Here is a 20,830-nt window from a genome sequence, read left to right on the forward strand (position 1 = left end):
TCTGCCCGTGATGGGGCGTTCGGGGGATTTTGTGTAAAGGTACAAATAATATATCACACTGGCAAACAGTTAGTTGTATATTTTCTGAATATCCCTAAAGTAGAATGGAACACAAGTTAAGAAAAGGTAGAAAAATGAAGTATTCTTATTTTTGGGCTTTACCGGTCGCATCCTTGCTTTCACTGGCAGGCTGCTCCAATGACGACACTTTGCAGGCGGACAACGGGAAGCAGCAGAACACGGCACCCGCAGGGATGACAGAGTTCGCAGACGGGGGACTGACCCGCACAGCAGGCACTTACGACGGTTCGGCGATAAAGTTTTATTGGACTTCAGGAGACAAGCTGTGGATCAACGACGCCGGCACTTTAACAACAAGCACAAAAGACAATATCACGGCCAAGGCCCCTACGGCCAAGTTCTATTTCCCCGGGATACTCACCGCACCGAAATACAACGTACGTTATACGGGCAACGGCAACACCAACGGCGACAAGGTGACCATACGTACGGCCCAGTCGCAGAGCGCTCCCGACGATGCCTCGCACATCGGTACAGACGGAGACTGCGGCACGGCGGAAGCCAGCAGGCAGGGTGACGGGAGCTACACCTTCACGCTCGCTCACAAAGCATCCTACCTCGTCTTTACGCCTTATTACAGCCCTGAATTTGCAGAGGACGTGAAAGTGACGCAGATCAAGGTAACGGCAGACGAGGCAATTGCCGGAGAGTTCAAATTCGATGACAACGGGATAAACACGACACCCCGCCCCGCCGCAACTGCTGCCAACAGGAGCATAACGCTCACACTGAACGGCGGTTCGAATAACGGATTCGTCATCCCCAAGGCGGCAGACCATGAAAAGAACGCGGCCATAATGGTCCTTGCACCGGGAGAATATCATCATGTCACCGTGGAATACACCCTCTACGACCAGAAGACGAAGGTCCGCGGGACAGTATCCAAGACTTATAATAACATTACCTGCAAGGCAGGAAAGAACAAGAAAGTAAGCACCGATCTGGCAATCACACACTATTCGAGCGACAGATACTATATGTGGGACGCTGCCGTGGGACAGAACGCATGGAAAGGCCATGAGAACGACCAGCCGATACTGAACGGAGGATCGAACGCCAGCTATCCAAAAACATCCAGTGACTCGAGATGGTATAACCCTGCCCCGTTCCCGACTCCTGCAAAACGTTCGGCAGCCGCCTGCCCTAACGCCAACGAAATGCTGTGGTATGTCATGTATGGAGATCCTCATTGGGATCCTTCTCTCTGGTCCATCATGAAACATCTGTATGCCGGAGGCATGTGGCTGAAGAAACTCAGCGGTATCGCTGCAGACAAACATACGAATGTAACAGAGATGAAGAAGGCGGCTCCCGGTGGAACGGATTACACGAAGGTAGATTCATATAAAATATATGATCAGTTTATTAAAGACAATAAAACCATTAAAGATGGCAGACCCGACAACCCGAATGATTATGTCTACTTGCCAGCTATCGGCACTTATATACTAAATAATGGGGAGTTGCGAAATGTCGGGGTCAGAGGATATTATTGGTCAAGCACACCACGCCCCGATCAAGCATTAAATGCCTATAATCTGTCAGTCGAGAAAGGCAAGGTACATACCGGATATGGGCCTCGCAACAATGCGCACTGGCTGTGGCCGAAATAAGACATACGCACCATCAGGCAGTCAACAGCAACCGTTGACTGGACCAAAGAAAACTCCTTATAAGCCCGGCGGGCTTATAAGGAGTTTTCTTTGGTCAAAATCGGTATGTGCCGGAAGCCGCCGGCCGGCCTGTGTTCAGCCGGTCCATCAGGAAAGGGACGGAGGTGTCCCTATGCCTGTCCCGGCACCGGAGGCTCTCCGTTCCTGTGCGGATATGCCGGGCCGTACCTTGCAGGAGACCGTGGCGAAGGCGGGGGGAATACGCTCCGGAGCGGCCAGAGAGGACGTTCCGGACGGATGCCCGGGAAAGAGAGACCGCCCCTTTATCCGATTCTTGGGAAGGGAGTCCGGCCACTATGCCCTGCCCTTCCGGAAGGGAATACGCTTCTTTATCCGACCTTTTAGAACTTTCAGGACAGAGAGGAGATTGTATTTTTTCCATTCCAGAGACCTGTAATAGAAAGTTTTTTCCTATTTTTGCAGGCCGTAAGCCGCATCCGGCAGGCAGCTTCCCGCTTCCCATCTGCCTCGTCTCCGCCGGCTGAAACGAAATACAGAACAGAACATGTCCATCCGAAAAAGACTCCAGACGCTCTCTTTCCGCACAGGCGTCATCATCCTGCTCATGTGCGTACCTTTCTATGTCCTGTCCTTCTCGCAGATGCTCCTTCCCCTTCCGGTCGCCACGAAAGGAATACTGTGGGCGGTGCTGTTCGGGCTGGCAAAGGCTTTCCAATACAGCGGCATCGCCATCCTCGGCGTGGAAGGCTACAAGCGTGTCAAGGGCTGGTTCCGACGGAGAGAATCCGCTCCCGGCGGCACAGACGCAGCGGCGGTACGGCAGACCCCGGCACGCTGCCGCCCCGACCTTTTCTCAGATCCGTCTCTCCTCGAGGGCATCCGTCTTGTCATCTTCGACTTCGACGGAACGCTCGGCGACTCCCGCCGGCTCATCACCGACACGATGCTCGCCACCATCGGGCGGCTGGGACTGCCCCGGCGGAGCCGTGAGGAGTGCGCCCGCACCATAGGACTTCCCTTGAAGGAATGCTTCTCTTCGATGATTCCGATGGACGATGCGCAGGCGGAACAATGCGCCGCCACCTATACGGAGATCTTCAACGTGAAGAATGTGCCGGGTGCGGTGACGGCTTTCCCCGGTGTCGAGGAGACGCTCGGACGGCTGTCAGAAAGGGGGATCGCGATGTCCATCGCCAGCAGCCGCAGCCACCGGTCGCTTGCGGGACTGGTACACGACCTGCATCTGTCGGACTACATCAGCTACCTCATCGGGGCCGACGACACAGCGCATCAGAAACCGGCAGCCGACCCTGTCATCCTTACGCTGCACCATTTCGATGTCCGGGCGGACGAGGCGCTTGTCGTAGGCGACACCGAATTCGACATCCTCATGGGACGGAATGCAGGGACGCATACCTGCGGCGTGACATACGGAAACGGCAGCCGGGAAAGTCTGGAAGCGGCCGGCGCAGAGCGGATCATCTGTTAAATAATGTATATTTCCTTGGCGGTTCCATGAGAAAGCCGTACCTTTGCATCCGCAATTCGGAAATACGGCTGTGAGGCCGTGAAGGATTGTCAACATATCACATCGCGGGTTGGAGCAGTTGGTAGCTCGCCAGGCTCATAACCTGGAGGTCGCACGTTCGAGTCCTGCACCCGCAACCATATCGTCTGGAGTTCTTAGCAATAAGAACCCCAGACTTTTTTGTGGATTCCCCAGAAAGCCCCCCCCCAAGCCCCTCCGAGGGAGGGGATGCAGCGCGATGACAAGCGATGATAAGGGGGAATAAGAGAGGATAAAAGGGGATAAAAGGGGATGAGAGAGAATAAAAGGGAATAAAAGAGGATAAGAGAATAAGGGAACAGGGGGCGGGGATTCCGTCAATTGTCGACCTTGTCAATCACAGGCTTCTTGATTTCCGGGGCAGGAGTCCGGACGACAGGAGCGGGGTCGGTCTGTCCTTCCGGGACATCAGGGACGATGACCGGCTCTTCGGCAGCGGCCTGTTCCTCCTCCTCAGGAGCAGCAGGGACAGGCTTCTCCGGCTTCTTCTCTTCTTTCTTTTCCTCTTCTTTCGTTTCCTCTTCCGTCAGGACAGGAGTCTTCGGACCGTTGTCGATGCCGATGACCTCTCCGGACATATCCACCTCGTATTTGCGGGGCGGAGCCATCTGGCGTGTCTCCATGAGCACGGCAAGGACGACCGCCCCTGCCGCCAGGACGATGGCACAGATGGACACGGGGAGCTTGTAGGTGGGTTTCTTCTTCATTCTGTTCTTTGTTTTCTGGAGCCTCCGCAAGCCCTTCAGCAGGAGGGAATGTGGCAGGCGGGGACGATAAGCGATGACAGGCGAGGATGACGGGGGCAGGAAGGGGCGGCAAGCGAGGATAAGCGGTAATAGGCAGGGATGGCAGGGGGGGGCGGGGTGCGGCTACTCGGTAATCTGCATGCAGTAGGGCAAGGGCTGCTGGAGGGTGAGGAAGGTAATGGTGGGCTGGTTGTCCTTCGTGCAGATCAGCGTCCCCTTGTCAGCTTTCACGGCCCTGCCCATGTCGTAGCCCATCGCCTTCACCTGTGCCTGCAGTCCGGCGAAGGCGGTGCGGTTGAAGACATAGACGTAGACGGTCTTTCCGTCCTGTGCCAGCAGTACCATGCTGGAGTTTCCACGCCCCATGGCCGTGGGGACGAAATCCCTGGTCAGGTCCATGTTCTTCACCCAGTTGTGGTCTTTCCCGAACTCGTCGGACGACAGCCCCTTGTATCTGTAGCCCTGCTTCTCCAGCACCTGCCGGCCGGTGTAGAGCGTCTTCGTCTGGAAAATCCGGATGGCGTCGGCCACCGTGACGACATCACTTTGCGCCTGCATCCCCACGGTGATGAGGAGTGCAGCGATCAGGGAGAGTATCTTTTTCATTCCGTCTCATTAGGTTGTCCTGTGCCGAGCGCCGCGGGCATGAACCCGGACACGGCATGCCTTGCAAATTTATGAAAATTAATCAGGATGCGGCGGTGTCGGTTGTTTTTTTTAGTTTTTTTAATTCGAGGAGCGATTTCACCGCTTTCCGGGAGGCTGCCGGGGGATTTGGATGTTCCGGAAGTTTTTCGTAATTTTGCAGGGAAGTGCAGGGGGGGATAACAGGCGGTGATAAGCGATGATTGGCGATGACAGTCGACCATAGGCGGAGAAGGAAAAATCAATGACAGAAGCCCGCCATGGTCTTTCTCAACTGCATTTTCAAGAAACCAAAAAGAAAATAACAATGGCAAAATTAACGGTAAACAACTACGATGAGCTTGCTGCCCGACTGGGCGAGAAGCTCGGAGAGAGCGAATGGCTCCTCGTCGACCAGGAACGGATCAACCTCTTTGCTGACGCGACGCTCGACCACCAGTGGATCCACGTCGACCCGGAACGCGCGAAGGCGGAGAGCCCCTACAAGAGCACGATAGCCCACGGCTACCTGACCCTCTCGCTGCTTCCGCACATGTGGCAGGAGATCATCGAGGTGAAGAACCTCAAGATGATGGTCAACTACGGCATGGACAAGATGCGCTTCGGCCGCCCAGTCCTCGCCGGCTCACGTGTGCGCCTCGTCGCCACCCTCGCCGGCATCGAGAACCTGCGGGGCATCTGCAAGGCCGGCATCAGCTTCCGGATCGAGATAGAAGGCGAACGCAAGCCGGCGCTCGAGGGGATCGCCACCTTCCTTTACTATTTCGAGTAGACGGGATGGCGAGCACAGGCAACCACGGGCGGATAAAGTAGGGAAAGCACCCTACTTTACCGCATTCCCCTTGCTGTCCTTCCTCGACAGCGAGGCGACTTTCACTTCAAAGTCGGCAGTGGTATTGTTGTCGTCCACGAACTTCTTTCCGTCCCATTTCCTCATCAGCGCAAGTCCGGAGAAAATGGGGTAATCGCTCTGTTTCATGCTGGCGGACGACACGTCCGTGACGGCATTGTATCCACGGTCCAGCTTGCTCGGGCGCATCTGGAACATACGGCGCGGGCAGATGGTGATGCAGTCGATGACGTTCTCAAAGGGAATCTCTATCGCATAGAAATCGCCGAAAGCACTGCTCGTGACGGTAATGTAGTGCAGATAGCCTTTCCCGTCTTTGGTGTCGGCGTAGTTCTTCCGGAAGTCCTCGGGTGTCCAGGGCAGTTTTATCAAGGCGATGCCGTTGCTCTCCGATATGTTGGAGAACTCGTAGGAAGGACCGATGTTGCCCTTGCTGTCCGTCGATGTGAGAATGGCGTTCAGGTCCGGCACATCCGGATTGTTCTTGTGTCCGGGGTCGTAGTTGATGTTCGTCCATTCAAAGTCGGCCTTGCTCAGGTCCAGGAAAGCCCCCAGTCCGCCATACATCTTCAGGTCTTCCCCCTCCAGTTCCGACTCGAAGCGCGCCTTGTGGTCGATGGCATACTTCGCCACGATGACGGTCTGCCCCGGCTTTACGGGATAGTCATTGCCCTTTCCGGGGAAATAGGAGATGCCCGCCGCTCCGTAATAGCGGTTGACGAAGTCGTCCTTCGGGGCGAACTGTATCGCCTTGCTCGGGTCGATGGCATTGTCGCACAGAGCCAGTCCGTCCAGGTATTTCACCTCGCCGGTAGGATTGTAAATGGCGATGTACTGGTCGTCGTTGTACATCTGGTTCATGTTCTTCATGCCCCATGCCTTCACGTCACGGTACCAGTAATGTCCTACGTAGAACACTTCCTTGATGATAAGGTGGTCCAGCTTCGTCTTTGAGGTGGACTGCTTCACGGGCATTTCGTTGCGCGTACAGCTGCCCAGGCCGAATAACATCAGGCCGAGGAGCAGGTATGCGGTCAGTCTCTTTTGTATCATTTGCTTTGTCATATTCTTTGATGATTATACGTTTTATTCTGTTCCCGACCGTCAGGGAAGGCTGTTCCCAGTGCCCGGGAATGCCGTTCCCGGCCGGTCGGGAACCTGCATCCTGTCTACAGGAACCAGTTGCCGAAGCCTGATCCGCCGCCGATTCCGTGCGTCTGGACATTCTGTGCGGCCTCCAGCGCGTCGAGCGGCGACAGACCGATTTCGTGTCCTAAGTAGAAGTAGAGCGGGTCGTTGGGGTCGATGGTCGTAGGATCCGTGTCGAAACTGCTGCAGAACACCTTGATGGGGATGTTGAACCGGAACAGCTCCTTCCATTCCGAGTCGGCCCCGTACTCCTTCGGCTCGTCCGGGTTGTAGAATTCCGAACAGATGAACGGACTGCGGAAGACGTAGGTGGAGTGACGGTTCAGATACTCCTCTTTCGGTATCAGCGCCTTCTTCCCTTTCGGGCATTTCATCACCCGCACGGAGAGATAGAACTTAGGCAGGAGATAGGACGGACGTGTGTAACGGCCCGCCTCGCCCGTAGCAGGATCCGTACGACGCGTGATTTCCAACGGCCATTCCTGATGGAGGGCGTCGTTCTCGTCGGCCTCGATGTCGAAGTTGAAGTGCCCCTTCAGCCCGACACGGTCCTGGTCGTAAGGTGCGACGGCCCAGTCGGCATCCTCGCGTGTCAGCGGCGGGAGCAGCCGCTGGTTGAACAGTTCGCGTGCGCCGTCGGCCATGGCATCCTGGATCCATGTGTCACGATAGGTGTACTCGAAGATCTTGGGAGTCAGGCCGGCCCTTTCCTTCCACGTCTTCGAGTTGGCGAAGTACGGTGACGGGACAGGGGTCGTGTCGACCGTTCCGCCTTTCTTCCAGTCGCCGAACTTGTCCCTGTTCGGCTTCCACGTCCCGCGGCAGTCCATCACCTCGTAGGGATTCCCCTTGTCGTCCACCTCGCTCACGGTGAAGAATATCTGGTATTCGTCCGAACGGTTCAGGATGTCATCGTTCATCAGCCTTCCCTCCTTGTTGAAGAAGTACAGGCAGAGTCCCCATCGTTTCAGCTTGCCGCCGATGATGCGGATGTAGTCAGGCCCCGTCTTCCCGTCGGCCTGTTCCAGATAGGTCACCGTGCTCTGCCGCTGCACGTCCACCGTCGGCCATTTGCCGGTGTTGTTGTGTACGATGACGAACTCTTCCTGTTTCCAGGGAGCGTTCTGATAGACAAAGTTGCCGTGCATCAGGGCATCGCCGTGCGAATGTCCCTCCTTGAACATCGCCAGGCAGGTTGCCCATCCGTTGAAGGCGCCGTCGGGGTCGGGGTTCGCCATGTCGCCGGACACCTTCACTTTCGACAGGCTGTCCACGTAGCGGTCGGCTCCGCTGCGGGCGACGCCCTTTGCGCCCAGCGGGTTCTCATTGTAATCGACGTGTACGTTGCCGAAAACGAAGTCGTCGCACGCCGTGAAGAGCAGGGCGGCAGCCGACAGCAAAAGAATATTCTTGAATAGCTTGTTCATCTTCCCAATCTTTTTTACATCAATACTACGTTCTGTCTGTACTGTATGAAGAAGTCGCGGGGCTGCGTAAGCATACGCCACAGCTGCGCCTTGTCGGCTGCCGGATAGAACCGCTTTACGTCTTCAAAGCACTTGTCTTCTCCGTCCTTCGTGTTCGCTATCACACGGACAGAGAGCGGATAGTCAATGTCGAAGCTGTCCCAGCCCGGCTGCAGCTGGTTGAAGTCCCACAGGAATCCGTGCTCGCTGTTGTTCGTATTGCAGTATTTCGCCGGCTTCTCCGACTCTCCTGCGTGCTGCTGCCCCTTGTTCATGATATGGCAGATGCGCACCTGCAGCTGGAAAGCGATGTCGGCCCGGTGGAACTGCATCACGCCCTTGAAGCCGAGGCGGTCCATGTCCGAGCCTACATCGAGGCTGCGCTTCTGGCGGAGGAAGCCTACCGTGTGGCCGTACCGCTGGCGCGGCGCTTCGGTATCAGGGTCGGTGAAGTCGTCGTTGTAGGCCTCGGTAAAGAGCTTGCCCAGTTCCTCTTCCACAGGGTCGGTGTCCCGGTATTCGTAGGTGAAAATCTCCGGGGTGATCCTGTTCAGCTCCATCGGGTCGATTGTCTTGAAGAGGCGGTAGGTCTTTCCGCCGACTGTGTAAGGCTGCAGAGCTTCCGGTTTCCCAGACACCTCGATGGCTTTCCAGGCCAGGTCGACATCAAACGGCACCTGGTTTTTCCCCAGTACGAATCCGTCAGGGGCATAGATGTTCGAGGTGGAGAACTTGGTTGCCGGTTCCGGATTGCCGTCTTTCGCACGGAAGGTATAGCGGTCGTAATAGGTAGGCTGTGCCGCCAGAGAGCGTGGGTAGGCCATCTGCAGGCCGCGCACCTGCTGTCCGTGTCCGGCGGAAGTGCTGTCTGCCACCTCCTTGTCCAGCGATGCGTTGCCGATGCCGAAGAAATGCTGGTGGACCAGGAGCGTCGCATTGTCTTCGTCGGGGATGTTGACGCCCTCCTTGTCCTTTGTGAAAGGATAACCGGAGAACTGGTGGTTGATCAGCATGCCGTTCTGGTCGTAATACTTCAGTTCCAGTCCGTAATAGATGTCGTCCGAAGCAATCACGTCGAAGCAGTCGCGCTCGGTCGTGATGGTCATCTGTCCGTCGTCATCCTTGGCTATGTCAATCTCCTGCATGACAGGGATGGACGTGGCACTGCTGACAAGATGATAGGTGTTGTAGGCCTGTACCGAGTCGTTGCCGTCAGGTCCTACGCCGATCATGCCGCCTTTGTAACCCATTCTCAGGATGGCATGCACGGCATAGATCTGTTCGTGTCCCTTCACGTCACGTTCGATGGACGAAGGAGGTGCCTGTACGATCTTCTTGAAGAAGTCGTCCACGCGGTCGTTGGAGCAGCCTGCGAAGAGCAGTCCTGCGGCCATGACGGCCGACAGAAGCCGTATGTTTTTATGCTGTTTCATATTTTTCCTGTTATTTAGAACTTAAACAATGTTCGCAAGGAGAAGTTCGCCCCACGCTCGTGGGCGTAGTACCTGAAGCGGTCGGTGTACTCCTTGTAGAGTGCGTTGAGGATGTTCTCTCCGACGACCATGAACTTCAGCTCCCGCTTCTGCGGCAGTCCGATGCGGAACTCCGCCGTGCCGTTCAGCAGGAAGTAAGCCGGCGGCGAGTCGGGGACGAGGTCTTTGTCCGGGTCGAAGCGTGTCTGCTTCGTGACGTAGATGCCCGACAGTGAGAGCGACGAACGGTACTTGTGGTCCTTCGTCAGCGGCAGATCGTAGGTGGCGGAGAGGCCGTAGCGGTCGGAGGGCATGAAAGGCAGCCAGTCGTCGTGGGTGATGTTGCGTGCGAACATCCATTCGCCCTTGCCCACGAAGGTGAGTCCCTGAACGGGCTTTACCGTCGCCTCGATGTCACCGCCATAGAGTTTCACGTCGTCCTGGTCGTAGATGAACTTCGGATATTTGCCGCTGGGGTGGTTGTGGAAGCGGTCCTTGCCGGTCCCGATGTGGTCGTAAATGTAGCTGTTGATGCGCTGGAAGAAGAAGCTCGGTTCTATGGAGAACCATGTGTTGCGGTATTTCGTACCCAGCACGAGTTTGTAGCCGCGTTCACTGGCAAGGTTCTTGTTGCCTACCACCCAGTAGGAACCGTCCTGCAGGCCGATGGCGTAAAGTTCGTTGATGTCGGGCGGCCGCCATGACCAGCCGATATTGGCACGTGCGTCCCACTTGTCGCTGAACTGGTAATGCGTGGCGAAACTCATCGTGAAGTTGCTGTAGAGCTTGAAGTCATCATAGTAAGTGTAGTTGCTCAGGCTGCTGTAGCCGTTCACGGACAGCACCCGGAAGTCGTAGCGCATGCCCAGCGCACACTGCAGCCTGCCGAATTCCGCCTTGTGCAGGAAGTATCCGCCCATGGAAAGGGCAGCGAAGTTGGGCACGAAAGCCGGCTGCTTGGTGCCGGGATAGTTGAAGTTGGTCTGGTAGGTGTTGGAGAGCCCGGCATCCGTCGTCATCTTCCACAGTTTCCACTTCGCGTGCCAGAGCACATCGAACTTGTAGGTCTTCAGCATCAGGTCCTGCACCGGAATCCAGCTCCACTGCGCCTTCTTCCTGTTCTCGAACTCCTGGCGCAGGTTCTCCTGGAACGACAGCGTGAAGTCGAGCTGATGGTTCTGGCTGATGTTCCATTTCAGCTCCCCCTTCAACGTCACGTGCTGCGACTGCTGGAAAGGAGGCTTGATCTCGTAGGAGAAGGGCTTGACCGTCTCCGGGTCAGGCCGGCCGTATTCAAAGCGTTTGATCAGCTGTGACAGGTCGGAAATCTTGCTGGCATAATAGATGCCGCTGCGCTGGTAATAGATACTCGTGAAGAGGGTCGCCGTCAGTTTCCTGCCCTGCCAGCCGGCAAGAGCCGACAGGCTGACGGTGTTGTAGCCGGTGTTGTTCAGCACGTAGTCGGCCGTATGGTAGTCGCCGCCCTTGGTGTACATTCCGTGCAGTCGCAGACCGAACTTCCTGTAGCCGGTCTCTACGCTGCCCGACCCGCTGAAGCCGCGTGCGTTGGTGTCGTAGCCCATGTTGACGTTTCCGCTGACCTTTATCTTCTTGTTGTCGTAAGGCAGGGGGGCGTCGTTCAGCAGAACGACACCGCCCATGGCGCCGAAACCGTAACGGATGCACTCTGCTCCCTTCACCACTTCCACCATGCTCGACCCCGTATAGTCCAGCTCGGGCGCATGGTCGGCGCCCCAGCTCTGGCTCTCCAGACGCACGCCATTGTTCATCAAGAGAATACGGCTGCTGTGCATTCCCTGTATGACCGGCTTTGCAATCGTGTTTCCCGTACTGATGGAACTCACGCCGGGGACGGTCTCAAGCAGCTTCGCCAGGGAGGTGGCCCCGCCTTTCTCCAGTGCTTCCTGACTGATGGCCGACGACTGCTGCAACACGCTTGTATGGCGTTTCTGTGCCGTGACCGTCACGTTGTCCAGCAGCTTGGAGTCGTCTTTCAGCTGCAATGTCACGGTGCGGTCGGCCGGTATGACAACGACTTTCGTCATCGTCTTGTAACCGATATAGGAGACCGTGACTTTCACCCGCTCTGTGGCGCGCCGGAAATCGACGACGCAGCGGCCGTCGATGTCGGTGACAGAAGGATTCGCGACACCCTCACAATGTACGACGGCACCGATGAGCGGATCCTGCGACTGTTCGGCGACGACCCGGAAGGTAACGGATGATCCGGCATCCTTGTCCTCTCCGCCGGCAAGTTCCTTCCCATGTGCCGACAGCGATGGGGCAAAGGGTGGCGAGAAGAGGAACAGGGAACAGAAGAGGAGGGCGGAGAAGACGTGTCTGCCACGCCGCCTTTCATAGTTCAAATTCGATTTGTTCATATACTCAGATGATACTTTTATTTATGTGCCCAGATGACATCCTTCACGTATTCAGACAGCTTCTTCTACGTACCCGGATTGCATCTGTTTCTCAGTTGATATTTTTGTCCATGTGCTCAGACCGCATCTTCCGTCTGCTTATCCAGCCTGCATTGCTTTGCTTTCGGACAAGCCCGCTTCCTCTCCTGCTGCTGCAGAGGAGGGAAGGCAAATCCGTATGTTTTACCCAGGTTCAAGACTAAGTCCACAAAGGTTGTAGATGGAGTCCGTCTTGTCTTTTCAATCTTTTACGATTTCACGGCTGCAAAGATAAAAGAATAAATCGTATTGCACAATACTTACTTTTAGTGAAATTGAGTTTCCTCTGGTGATTCTCGGCGGTTCACCTGCCCTGGGGAACTCCTCCGCCCTTTCCCCAGGAGGAAGGGAAGAGGCGGTGTGCGACCACCTGACCGCCCCCGGCAGTAATCATTGTGCGGTATCCGCCATGTGCGTGATACGGGTACGGTTCTGCGTACTGCTTCTTGTAAATACCGACCATAAGGTTCTTTCCGCTGCGTACATCTCTCTGCTCGGTCCATCGCATAATTTTCTACGGAAAACATTTGCATATCTTGTTTTTTTTTACGAATATTGCAGACGAATATTGTTGACTGTTGAAAGTCTTAAAAACTAAAAACAAATCTATGAAGAGAATCCTGCTGAGCCTGCTGCTTGCGACTGCCAGCTTCACCGCCTATGCACAGCACTTCATCACAGACACCGCCTTCAGGCAGAAAGTTGAAAATGCGTTCCATGCCAAGATGAAACTGATCGGCATGAAGTTCTATGACACACACGGCCTACGCGTCTCTCCCGAAGAGGAAGAGGCACTGCATTTCCTGTATGCCTATATGCCCATAGCCGATGCCACGGACTATCCTACGGCTTATCACCTGAACAATGTGCGCACAGCCCTGCGTACAAGGACGACGATGGCTTGGGGCAGGACCGTACCCGAACTGCTCTTCAGGCACTTCGTCTTGCCCATGCGTGTGAACAACGAACCGCTCGACAGCTCGCGGGCCGTCTTCTGTCGCGAACTGAGCGGACGGGTGAAGGGCCTGTCCATGAAGGATGCCATACTCGAAGTGAACCACTGGTGCCACGAACGTGTCACCTATGAGCCTTCCGATGCGCGCACATCCTCGCCCCTGCAGTCTATACGGACCGGCCGAGGACGCTGCGGAGAGGAGAGCACGTTCACCGTGGCAGCCCTCCGTTCCATCGGCATTCCTGCCCGGCAGGTCTATACCCCCCGCTGGGCACATACCGATGACAACCATGCCTGGGTGGAAGCCTGGGCGGACGGGAAATGGTACTTCATCGGTGCCTGCGAACCCGAGGCGGTCCTCAATCTTGCCTGGTTCAACGAGCCGGCCTCCCGTGCCATGCTCATGCACACCCGTGCGTTCGGCGACTATGAAGGCCCGGAGGAGGTGATGCTGCGCACCAGCAACTTCACGGAAATCAATCTTATCGACAACTACGGCAGTACGGCAAGGATTGATTTCAAGATAGTGGACAGGGAAGGAAAGCCCGTCGATGATGCCCGGGTCGACTTCAAGATCTACAATTACGCCGAGTTCTACACGGCCGCATCGAAATACACGGACAGAAAGGGGGAGACCTTCCTCTCCGCCGGCAAGGGCGACATGATAGTCTGGGCCTCCAAGGACAACCAGTTCGGATATGCCAAGGCCTCCTTCGGGAAAGACAAGTCCGTCACCATCAGGCTTCTCTATAACGAGAAGAACATCCCCGGGGAGACGGACATGGACATCGTCCCGCCTGCCCAGAACGCTGCTCTCCCTTCCGTGACCAAGGCACAGCGCGAAGAGAATGCACGCCGGCTGGCTTATGAGGACTCCGTCCGCCATGCTTATATCGCCACGTTCCCGACCGAAGAGACGATGAAGAACTACCGTTACCCGGCAGCCACACCTTATATAATAAAGGCACGCGGGAACTGGAAGACCATCAAGGCTTTCGTGGAGAAGTATGCCGGCAGACAGGAACGCGCCCTCCGGCTGCTCTCCACACTGAGCGACAAGGACCTGCGGGATATGCCGATGGACATTCTGGAGGACAACATGAATGCCCGGAGCAGCCAGCTGTGTCCGCGCGTAGAGAGTGAGATGATTCTTGCCCCCTACAAAAGGTTCTTTGAGAAGGTCTTTGCCAAAGATTCGGCACGCTTCAGAAAGAACCCTGCCCTGCTGGTGGAATGGATCAGGAAGAACATCCGCATGAATCCCGACGGGCAGGCGATGCGGATTCCGCAGACACCGACAAGCGTATGGAAAAGCCGTATCACCGACTGGCGCAGCCGTGACATCTTCTTCGTGGACGTGGCACGCAGCCTCGACATAGAGGCACGCATGGATGCCGTGACAGCGAAGATACAGTACCGTCAGGGAGGGAAATGGGTGGACGTGGACTTTGAGTCCGAGGCGCAGCAGACAGCCAAGACAGGCAGGCTGGTGCTCAGCTTCAGGCCTGACGGCTTCCTCGACGACCCGAAGTATTACAGCCACTTCACCATCAGCAAGATCGTCAACGGGCGCACCTGGCTGATGACCTTCGACGAAGGACAGCTGGATATGGGAGGCGGCGCGACATGGTCGAATACGTTCAGGAACGGCTCAACGCTTGATGAAGGAACTTACCTCCTCGTCACCGGACAGCGCATGGCAGACGGCAGCGTCCTTGCACACAGCCGTTTCTTCCGCATCGAACCGGGAAAGACGACGACACTGCCGCTCGACATCCGGCAGGAAAGCGAAGGGGTGAAGGTCATCGGCAGCTTCAACAGCGAGGACCTGTTCGAGAAAGACGGCGGAAACGTGTCGATACTGAGCCAGACCGGACGCGGCTACTATGTCCTGGGCATCCTGGGCGTGGGACAGGAGCCGACCAACCATGCCCTGCACGACATCGAGAAGATGAAGGACAAACTGGACAAGTGGGGCCGCCCGTTCGTGCTGCTCTTCAAGGACGAAGCGGAGGCACGGAAGTTCCAGGCGCAGAAGGGCGAGTTCCCGAACCTGCCGGCGAAGACGGTCTTCGGCATCGACAAGGACGGCAGCATCCAAAAGGAGATCGCCAGGGAGATGAAACTGCACAATGCCGGCCAGCTGCCGGTATTCATCATCGCCGACACCTTCAACCGGATCGTCTTCCTGTCGCAGGGCTATACGATAGGACTGGGCGAGCAGCTCGTGAAGACAAGCAGCAGACTGTGAGATGAATCACGGATGAAAGGGTGAAGCCGATACCCCACTGCCTCCGCATGCCACGAGGCAACCGGCGCCGGCTTCATTCCCTGGACTTCCTCTCTGACTTCTTGAAAAATGAAACGAACAGACTTTGAGATAGAAATCTGTGCCAACAGCGTGGAGAGCTGTCTGGCGGCACAGCAAGGCGGAGCAGACCGCGTGGAGCTCTGCATGGGCATCCCCGAGGGCGGCACCACCCCTTCGTACGGCGAGATAAAGATGGCAAGAGACGTGCTGACGGAGACACGGCTGCACGTCATCATCCGGAACCGGGGGGGCGATTTCCTCTATACGGAGCAGGAGCTGCGGCGAATGGCAACGGACATCGACCTTTGCCGCAGGCTGGGCGTGGACGGTGTCGTCTTCGGCTGCCTGACGGCTGAAGGCGACATCGACAGGGCCGCCAATGCGTTCCTGATGGCGCACGCAAAAGGGATGAGCACCACTTTCCACCGCGCCTTCGACCGGTGCCGCGACGCCGGGAAAGCCCTGGAGGAGATCATCGGATCGGGCTTTGACCGGATCCTCACGTCGGGACAGCAGCCCACAGCAGAACAGGGAATCCGACTGCTCCGGCAGCTCCACGAACAGGCGGGCGGACGTGTGAAGATCATGGCAGGCTGCGGGGTGAACGAACAGAACATCGCACGGATCTGCCGGGAGACGTCGCTCCGGGCTTTCCATTTCTCGGCACGCGAGCCGCAGCACAGCAGGATGGACTATGTCAATCCCTCCGTCTACATGGGGGCGGAAGGGGCTGACGAAGACACGGTCATGCTGACGACAGAGCGGAGGGTGAGGAACACCATCGAGGCGCTGACAGCCCTGCCGTGAGGAGGAATCATGCCGCCGGAAAGAGCTTCGCAGCAGCCGGAAGCGGAAGAATCTGACTGAAACCGCAGCCGGAAGAGTTTCACAGAGGCTGCAACCGGGCAGGCTTCGCAGCGGTTGCAGTCTGTCTGCCCGAGGCTCTCGAAAACAAAAAAGGTTCTTCCGTTAAATGTGTGGATGCTTTTCGTATGGCTTTAACGGAAGAACCGGAGTGATTCATTCAACAAAAACATAGCCAAGAGCGTCAACTGGCTATCCTGTTATCATCCTCCGATACAAAGACCTTTTCATTTTAATCCGTTGAAAATGCAGATAAGATTTTGAAAAAGAATTACACAATTTCAGACAAATCATCTGCGAATATAAAAGACACGTGCAAAAAACAGGTTTGCAACCAGCAGTCAATCAACTGGTTATTAAACCGTTTGTAAAAGGTGCCTGATTGGACTTCAAAAGGGCGTTAGTAACACGCTAAAGGGGCACCTGCTGCAAGTCAATCAGGCATCTTTCAGAAGCTAAAAGGGCATGTGTCAGCTTTGAACCGCATAAAAATATTTACAGACACCGATGAGATGAAAATAAGTTGTCTGCGGAAGACGTCAGAGGGCAGTCCCCGGACCGCGCACTTGAAAACAAAGCTGGCTGACCCGTATGAGGCGATACGGATCAGCCAGCCTGCAATTCCTTATTCAGCAGCCCTGCGGTACTGGGCGAGCAGCCACTGCTTCTGCTGGGCGATCGTCAGATGGCTGTTGTCGAGTTCGACGGCATCGTCCGCCTTGCGGAGGGGGGACGTCGCCCGGTGCGAGTCGATATAGTCGCGTTCCTGTACGTTCCTGAGAATCTCGTTGAAATCGGCTTCCATTCCCTTTGCCTTCAGTTCGTCGTAACGGCGGCGGGCACGCACCTCGGCGGAAGCCGTCACAAAGACCTTCAGTTCGGCATGGGGGAACACCACCGTGCCGATGTCGCGTCCATCCATGACGATCCCTTTCTCCGCCCCCATGCGCTGCTGCTGTCCGACAAGCGCCTCGCGGACGAAAGCGAGAGCGGCGACAGGGCTCACGTGCGAGGACACCTCCATGGTGCGGATGGCACTCTCTACATTCTCTCCATTGAGATAGGTGTCCGGCCGTCCCGTCTCCCTGTTCATGCAGAAACTGATGCGGATATGCTCCATCTGCCTGCGGAGCTCCTGCTCGCGGACCGTTCCGTCGGCATTGAAGAGGTGGTGGCGCAGCGCATAGAGCGTGACCGAACGGTACATGGCGCCTGTATCAACATAGATGTAGCCGATTTCCCTGGCAAGGTCTTTTGCCATCGTGCTCTTCCCACAGGAGGAGAAGCCGTCGATGGCGATGGTTATTTTCTTCATTGTTCGTTGTTTTCTTTAGATGTTGAGGGTGCTCCGGCCTCTTCCGGGAGGGGACGGCCCTGGTCTTCCAGAGGGGAAGCGGGACAGAAGCCGGGAAGCAATGACAAAATCCGGCGGGCTGTCAAATGGCGGCTATCTCGTCAAGGGAGAGGCCTGTCGCCCGGGCAATGACTTCGGAGGAGGTCCCCAAGGGACGCATCCGACCGGCCGCCCAGTCGAACCTTACGTATTTGTCGTGTTCCTCCATCTTGCTGTCCTCCTGCATTCTCCGGCCATCAAAAGACATGGCCTTCTGCAGGCCGCCCACATCGGTTACCGGCTTCCTGCGGCCTCAGTCTCCGTTCTGCTGCGACTTTTCCCATTCCTCCCATGCCCTGGCACTGGCCTTCCAGTCGGTCATCTCGCCCGCCTCGATGGCGTGCCGCTCCCGTTCGGCCTGGTCGTGCGCCTTGTCGCGTGCCCGCTTCGCCTTCATGTCGGCAATGGTGGCATCGTCGAGCACCTGGATGACACCCCTTCGGATAGCCTCCTGCAGGTCGGCCTCGCCGAAAGCCCTGCCCGGCTCGTTGAAGTCGGAGATGTTGAACTCGTAGACCGTGCGGAGGTCGTGGCGCACCAGCTTCTGCCTGGCCCGGTTGCCGGCGTTCTTCAGCCGGAGCAGCCTTGCGATCTCCTCGATTTCGTCCTGTGCGAACTTGTTTCTTCCCATTGTTTATTTTCCTGTTCTGTCAGCCGTTCCCGGACTTCCTGTCTGCGAAGATACCAACAAATTTGCAATGCTGCAAGTTTTTCAGGCTGAATATGCAGCACGGCGGCAGGTTCCAGACCGTTTTCGGATTGTCGGAAAGACAGGGACCTCCTGCCGGGACTTCCCAGCAGGGACTTTCAGGGAGAGAGATCCGCAGAAAATCATCTGGAAATTTGGCGGTTTGAAAAAGTATGGTTACATTTGCAGTCCGATTCAGCGGAATCTGTCAGAGGACAGGAGGAATACGGGATCCATCTTCCGGGATATGCCTCCTCGGACATCCTCATCACCATGGGCTTGTTTGGATTTGACGGCAAGACGAAATGGTACGTAAGCACGCGGAGCATCGTTGACTGGCTCCTAAATCTCAGTGATCGAAAAATTAATTGGCGAAAACAATTACGCTCTCGCTGCCTGACCGAAGTACAGTAGGTTACCGGCTTTATCCGGCTATCAGATAGCCGGACGGGACATCGCTCCGAGGATGTGTTTCCGAATCCGGAGATCAAGCGATGCAGATTCAATCGGAAATAGTCTGTACAGGCCTCGCTGCACAGATGAAACTTTAGAGGATAAGATGCCGGTTGGTGGTCCAGGTCTTGCCGGCATACGAAAACCGAAGGCTGGAATAAACGTGTAGAAAGCGTATGGTTTCCTTGTGCGGACGTGGGTTCGACTCCCACCAGGTCCACCAGATGTACACTGAACAAGGGGTTTCAGGGTATGGTTTCAATCAGATAATCGCCTCAGCTTGTAGAAGCTGAGGCGATTATCTGTTTCAAAGCGGGTGGTGTTCCGTGATAACGCTTCCGGCAATCGTCTGCAACGAATCACCAAGGCGAGGCGGAGGACGGTCTCCGTCTATTCCCCGATCTTCCACTCCTCGATGCACCGCCGGTCCAGGGAGAAGTTGACGCCGATCCTGTAGAGCTTCCGGCCGTCCACGGCGAAGGGGGCGGCATAGTCCTTCCCGTCGATCTGGCGGAGGGCGGCATCGGCGGAGCCGTCCAGCTTGAACTCGATGATGTAGAGGTAGCCGTGCGTGCCGATGACCATGTCCATGCGCCCGTCGCTGGTCACCCGCTCCACCTGCGTGTAGAACCCGAGCATCTTCGACACGAGGTAGAAGGCGTTCTGGAAATACAGTTCCGAATCGCCCACGATCCTGTAGTCGGTGTCGGAGAGCATCGCCGCCATGAGCCGCATGAAGTCGTCGGGGCGGCCCGCCCGCAGGGAGCGGACGAAGTTGGCGACGGAGAAGGGCGTGCTGCGCTCCGCCCCCATGTAGAAAGGAAGCAGGAAGCGGGTGAACCCCTCCTCCACCTCCTTGTTGGGGAAGCCGAGGCGGTACTCCCCGAATTCCGGGTCGTAGCCCTTGATGGTGAGGTAGCCGCTCTGGTAGATGACGGGGATGGGGTTGCTGGAGAAGGAGTCGATGCTGTTCAGCACGTCGGCCGTCGCCACCTCCTCGGTGAGGTTGGGCAGGACGTAGTCGTCGCGCTGGAGCAGTTCCACGAGGTAGGTGGGCGTGCCGGTCTCGAACCAGTAGCTGCCGAATTCCAGCTTGCTGAAGGTGTTGAGCAGGCTGAAGGGGTTGTAGACGCCGATTCCGTTCTGGCGGAAGTGGTAGCCGTCGTACTGCTCCCTGAGCCGGGCGAGCGCCTCCTCCACGGTCAGGCCCAGCCGGCCGGCGAGCTCACGGACGGACTCCCCGAAATAAGCGTGTATCTCCTCCTCCGTGATGCCGCAGAGCGACTGGTAGCGTTCGTCCATCGAGAGGTCGAAGAGGTTGTTGAGGTCGGAGAACACGCTGACCTTCCCGAACTTCGTCACGCCGGTGAGCAGGGCGAAGCGGATGTACTGGTCCTGCGACTTCAATGCACCGTAGAAGGACTTGAGGAGATTCCGGTGGGCGGCCTGAAGCGCATCGTCCCCAAGGGTCTGCAGCAGAGGTTTGTCGTATTCGTCCACGAGGATGACCACCCGCCGGCCCGTCTTCTCGGCGGCACGGCGGATGACCCCCTCGAACCGCTGGGAGAAGGTCGCCTCGCCCGCTTCCTTGCCGTAGAGCTTCTCCCACTGGGAGAGGACGAGGTTCAGACGCTGCCCGAGGACGTTTCCATGCTGGTAGTCGTCCGTGTTCAGGTCGAGGTGCAGGATGGGGAAGGCCGTCCAGTCCTTTTCCAGTTTCTCCACCGCCAGCCCCCTGAACAGCCCGCGCTTCCCCGCGAAATAGGCCTCGAGGGTGGAGAGGAGCAGGCTCTTGCCGAAACGGCGGGGACGGCTGAGGAAGTAGTATCTTCCCTGGGAGGCCAGCTGATGGATCATGGCCGTCTTGTCCACATACGTGTAGCCGTCTTTCCGCAGACTTTCAAAGTTCTGTATTCCGATAGGGTATTTCATCGCTCGTTCCTTCTTTTTATGTGGGTGTTGCAAATTGTATATGCGCCCGGAGCCGGCGGGCGACATCACCGGTCGGGCCGCACCGTTCTGATGTCACAGGCGGTATATGCTTCCGGACTGTCGGGCCGTGCAGGGATGCCATCC

At 56.7% G+C, this 20,830-nt stretch carries 16 protein-coding genes, 1 tRNA gene and 1 other RNA gene; 7 read left to right on the plus strand and 11 right to left on the minus strand.

Translation table 11 applies throughout. The features are described 5' to 3' along the window. The first annotated feature begins 134 nt into the window (after positions 1 to 134). The 3 genes from J4864_RS09145 to J4864_RS09155 all read left to right on the plus strand — a co-directional run bounded on the left by J4864_RS09145 (position 135) and on the right by J4864_RS09155 (position 3,383). Positions 135 to 1,694: a fimbrillin family protein gene (locus tag J4864_RS09145; protein WP_246479438.1), complete on the plus strand. Its 1,560-nt coding sequence runs from the start codon at positions 135 to 137 to the stop codon at positions 1,692 to 1,694. Between the two features lie 565 nt (positions 1,695 to 2,259). Next, positions 2,260 to 3,204, plus strand: coding sequence for an HAD-IA family hydrolase (locus J4864_RS09150; protein WP_211814650.1), 945 nt, complete (start codon positions 2,260 to 2,262; stop codon positions 3,202 to 3,204). Positions 3,205 to 3,307: 103 nt separating this feature from the next. Next, positions 3,308 to 3,383 (plus strand) — tRNA-Met (locus J4864_RS09155). Positions 3,384 to 3,599: 216 nt separating this feature from the next. Here the strand turns inward: J4864_RS09155 and J4864_RS09160 are convergent. Together J4864_RS09160 and J4864_RS09165 are read right to left on the minus strand one after the other, a co-directional pair. Then, positions 3,600 to 3,989 (minus strand): hypothetical protein, encoded by a 390-nt coding sequence (locus J4864_RS09160; RefSeq protein WP_211814651.1) that lies wholly within the window; start codon positions 3,987 to 3,989, stop codon positions 3,600 to 3,602. A 162-nt stretch (positions 3,990 to 4,151) separates the two neighbouring features. Beyond that, positions 4,152 to 4,634, minus strand: coding sequence for a hypothetical protein (locus tag J4864_RS09165; RefSeq protein WP_211814652.1), 483 nt, complete (start codon positions 4,632 to 4,634; stop codon positions 4,152 to 4,154). A gap of 346 nt (positions 4,635 to 4,980) precedes the next feature. Here J4864_RS09165 and J4864_RS09170 point away from each other — a divergent pair, with 346 nt between their 5' ends. Then, entirely contained in the window at positions 4,981 to 5,445 is a 465-nt protein-coding gene (locus J4864_RS09170) for a MaoC family dehydratase (RefSeq protein WP_040554177.1), read from the plus strand. Positions 5,446 to 5,496: 51 nt separating this feature from the next. Here J4864_RS09170 and J4864_RS09175 read toward each other — a convergent pair whose 3' ends face one another. The 5 genes from J4864_RS09175 to J4864_RS09195 form a co-directional block, all read right to left on the minus strand. After that, a complete protein-coding gene (locus J4864_RS09175) occupies positions 5,497 to 6,588 on the minus strand; it encodes a DUF4876 domain-containing protein (RefSeq protein ID WP_211814653.1) in 1,092 nt (363 codons plus the stop codon). Positions 6,589 to 6,692: 104 nt separating this feature from the next. Then, on the minus strand, positions 6,693 to 8,099 hold the full coding sequence (locus J4864_RS09180; RefSeq protein WP_007366976.1) for a hypothetical protein: 1,407 nt from the start codon (positions 8,097 to 8,099) through the stop codon (positions 6,693 to 6,695). 14 nt (positions 8,100 to 8,113) lie between these two features. Beyond that, on the minus strand, positions 8,114 to 9,571 hold the full coding sequence (locus J4864_RS09185; protein WP_211814654.1) for a hypothetical protein: 1,458 nt from the start codon (positions 9,569 to 9,571) through the stop codon (positions 8,114 to 8,116). A gap of 14 nt (positions 9,572 to 9,585) precedes the next feature. Further along, positions 9,586 to 12,012, minus strand: a complete 2,427-nt coding sequence (locus J4864_RS09190; protein WP_211814655.1) for a TonB-dependent receptor — start codon at positions 12,010 to 12,012, stop codon at positions 9,586 to 9,588. A gap of 382 nt (positions 12,013 to 12,394) precedes the next feature. Continuing rightward, positions 12,395 to 12,598, minus strand: coding sequence for a hypothetical protein (locus J4864_RS09195; protein ID WP_211814656.1), 204 nt, complete (start codon positions 12,596 to 12,598; stop codon positions 12,395 to 12,397). 100 nt (positions 12,599 to 12,698) lie between these two features. Here J4864_RS09195 and J4864_RS09200 point away from each other — a divergent pair, with 100 nt between their 5' ends. Together J4864_RS09200 and J4864_RS09205 are read left to right on the plus strand one after the other, a co-directional pair. Beyond that, a complete protein-coding gene (locus J4864_RS09200; protein ID WP_211814657.1) occupies positions 12,699 to 15,296 on the plus strand; it encodes a transglutaminase-like domain-containing protein in 2,598 nt (865 codons plus the stop codon). 108 nt (positions 15,297 to 15,404) lie between these two features. After that, positions 15,405 to 16,163, plus strand: a complete 759-nt coding sequence (locus tag J4864_RS09205) for a copper homeostasis protein CutC (RefSeq protein WP_211814658.1) — start codon at positions 15,405 to 15,407, stop codon at positions 16,161 to 16,163. A gap of 682 nt (positions 16,164 to 16,845) precedes the next feature. Here the strand turns inward: J4864_RS09205 and cmk are convergent. From cmk to J4864_RS09220, 3 genes are all read right to left on the minus strand, one after another. After that, on the minus strand, positions 16,846 to 17,535 hold the full coding sequence (gene cmk, locus J4864_RS09210; protein WP_211814659.1) for a (d)CMP kinase: 690 nt from the start codon (positions 17,533 to 17,535) through the stop codon (positions 16,846 to 16,848). Positions 17,536 to 17,656: 121 nt separating this feature from the next. Then, positions 17,657 to 17,821 (minus strand): hypothetical protein, encoded by a 165-nt coding sequence (locus tag J4864_RS09215; RefSeq protein WP_211814660.1) that lies wholly within the window; start codon positions 17,819 to 17,821, stop codon positions 17,657 to 17,659. A 45-nt stretch (positions 17,822 to 17,866) separates the two neighbouring features. Next, a complete protein-coding gene (locus tag J4864_RS09220) occupies positions 17,867 to 18,244 on the minus strand; it encodes a hypothetical protein (RefSeq protein WP_007366985.1) in 378 nt (125 codons plus the stop codon). Positions 18,245 to 18,576: 332 nt separating this feature from the next. Here J4864_RS09220 and ssrA point away from each other — a divergent pair. Beyond that, positions 18,577 to 18,977: a transfer-messenger RNA gene (ssrA, locus tag J4864_RS09225) on the plus strand. A 167-nt stretch (positions 18,978 to 19,144) separates the two neighbouring features. Here ssrA and J4864_RS09230 read toward each other — a convergent pair. Beyond that, on the minus strand, positions 19,145 to 20,686 hold the full coding sequence (locus J4864_RS09230; protein WP_211814661.1) for a PD-(D/E)XK nuclease domain-containing ATP-binding protein: 1,542 nt from the start codon (positions 20,684 to 20,686) through the stop codon (positions 19,145 to 19,147). Positions 20,687 to 20,830: the final 144 nt, after the last annotated feature.

It is taken from the genome of Prevotella multiformis (assembly GCF_018127985.1).
GTDB classification, from domain to species: domain Bacteria; phylum Bacteroidota; class Bacteroidia; order Bacteroidales; family Bacteroidaceae; genus Prevotella; species Prevotella multiformis.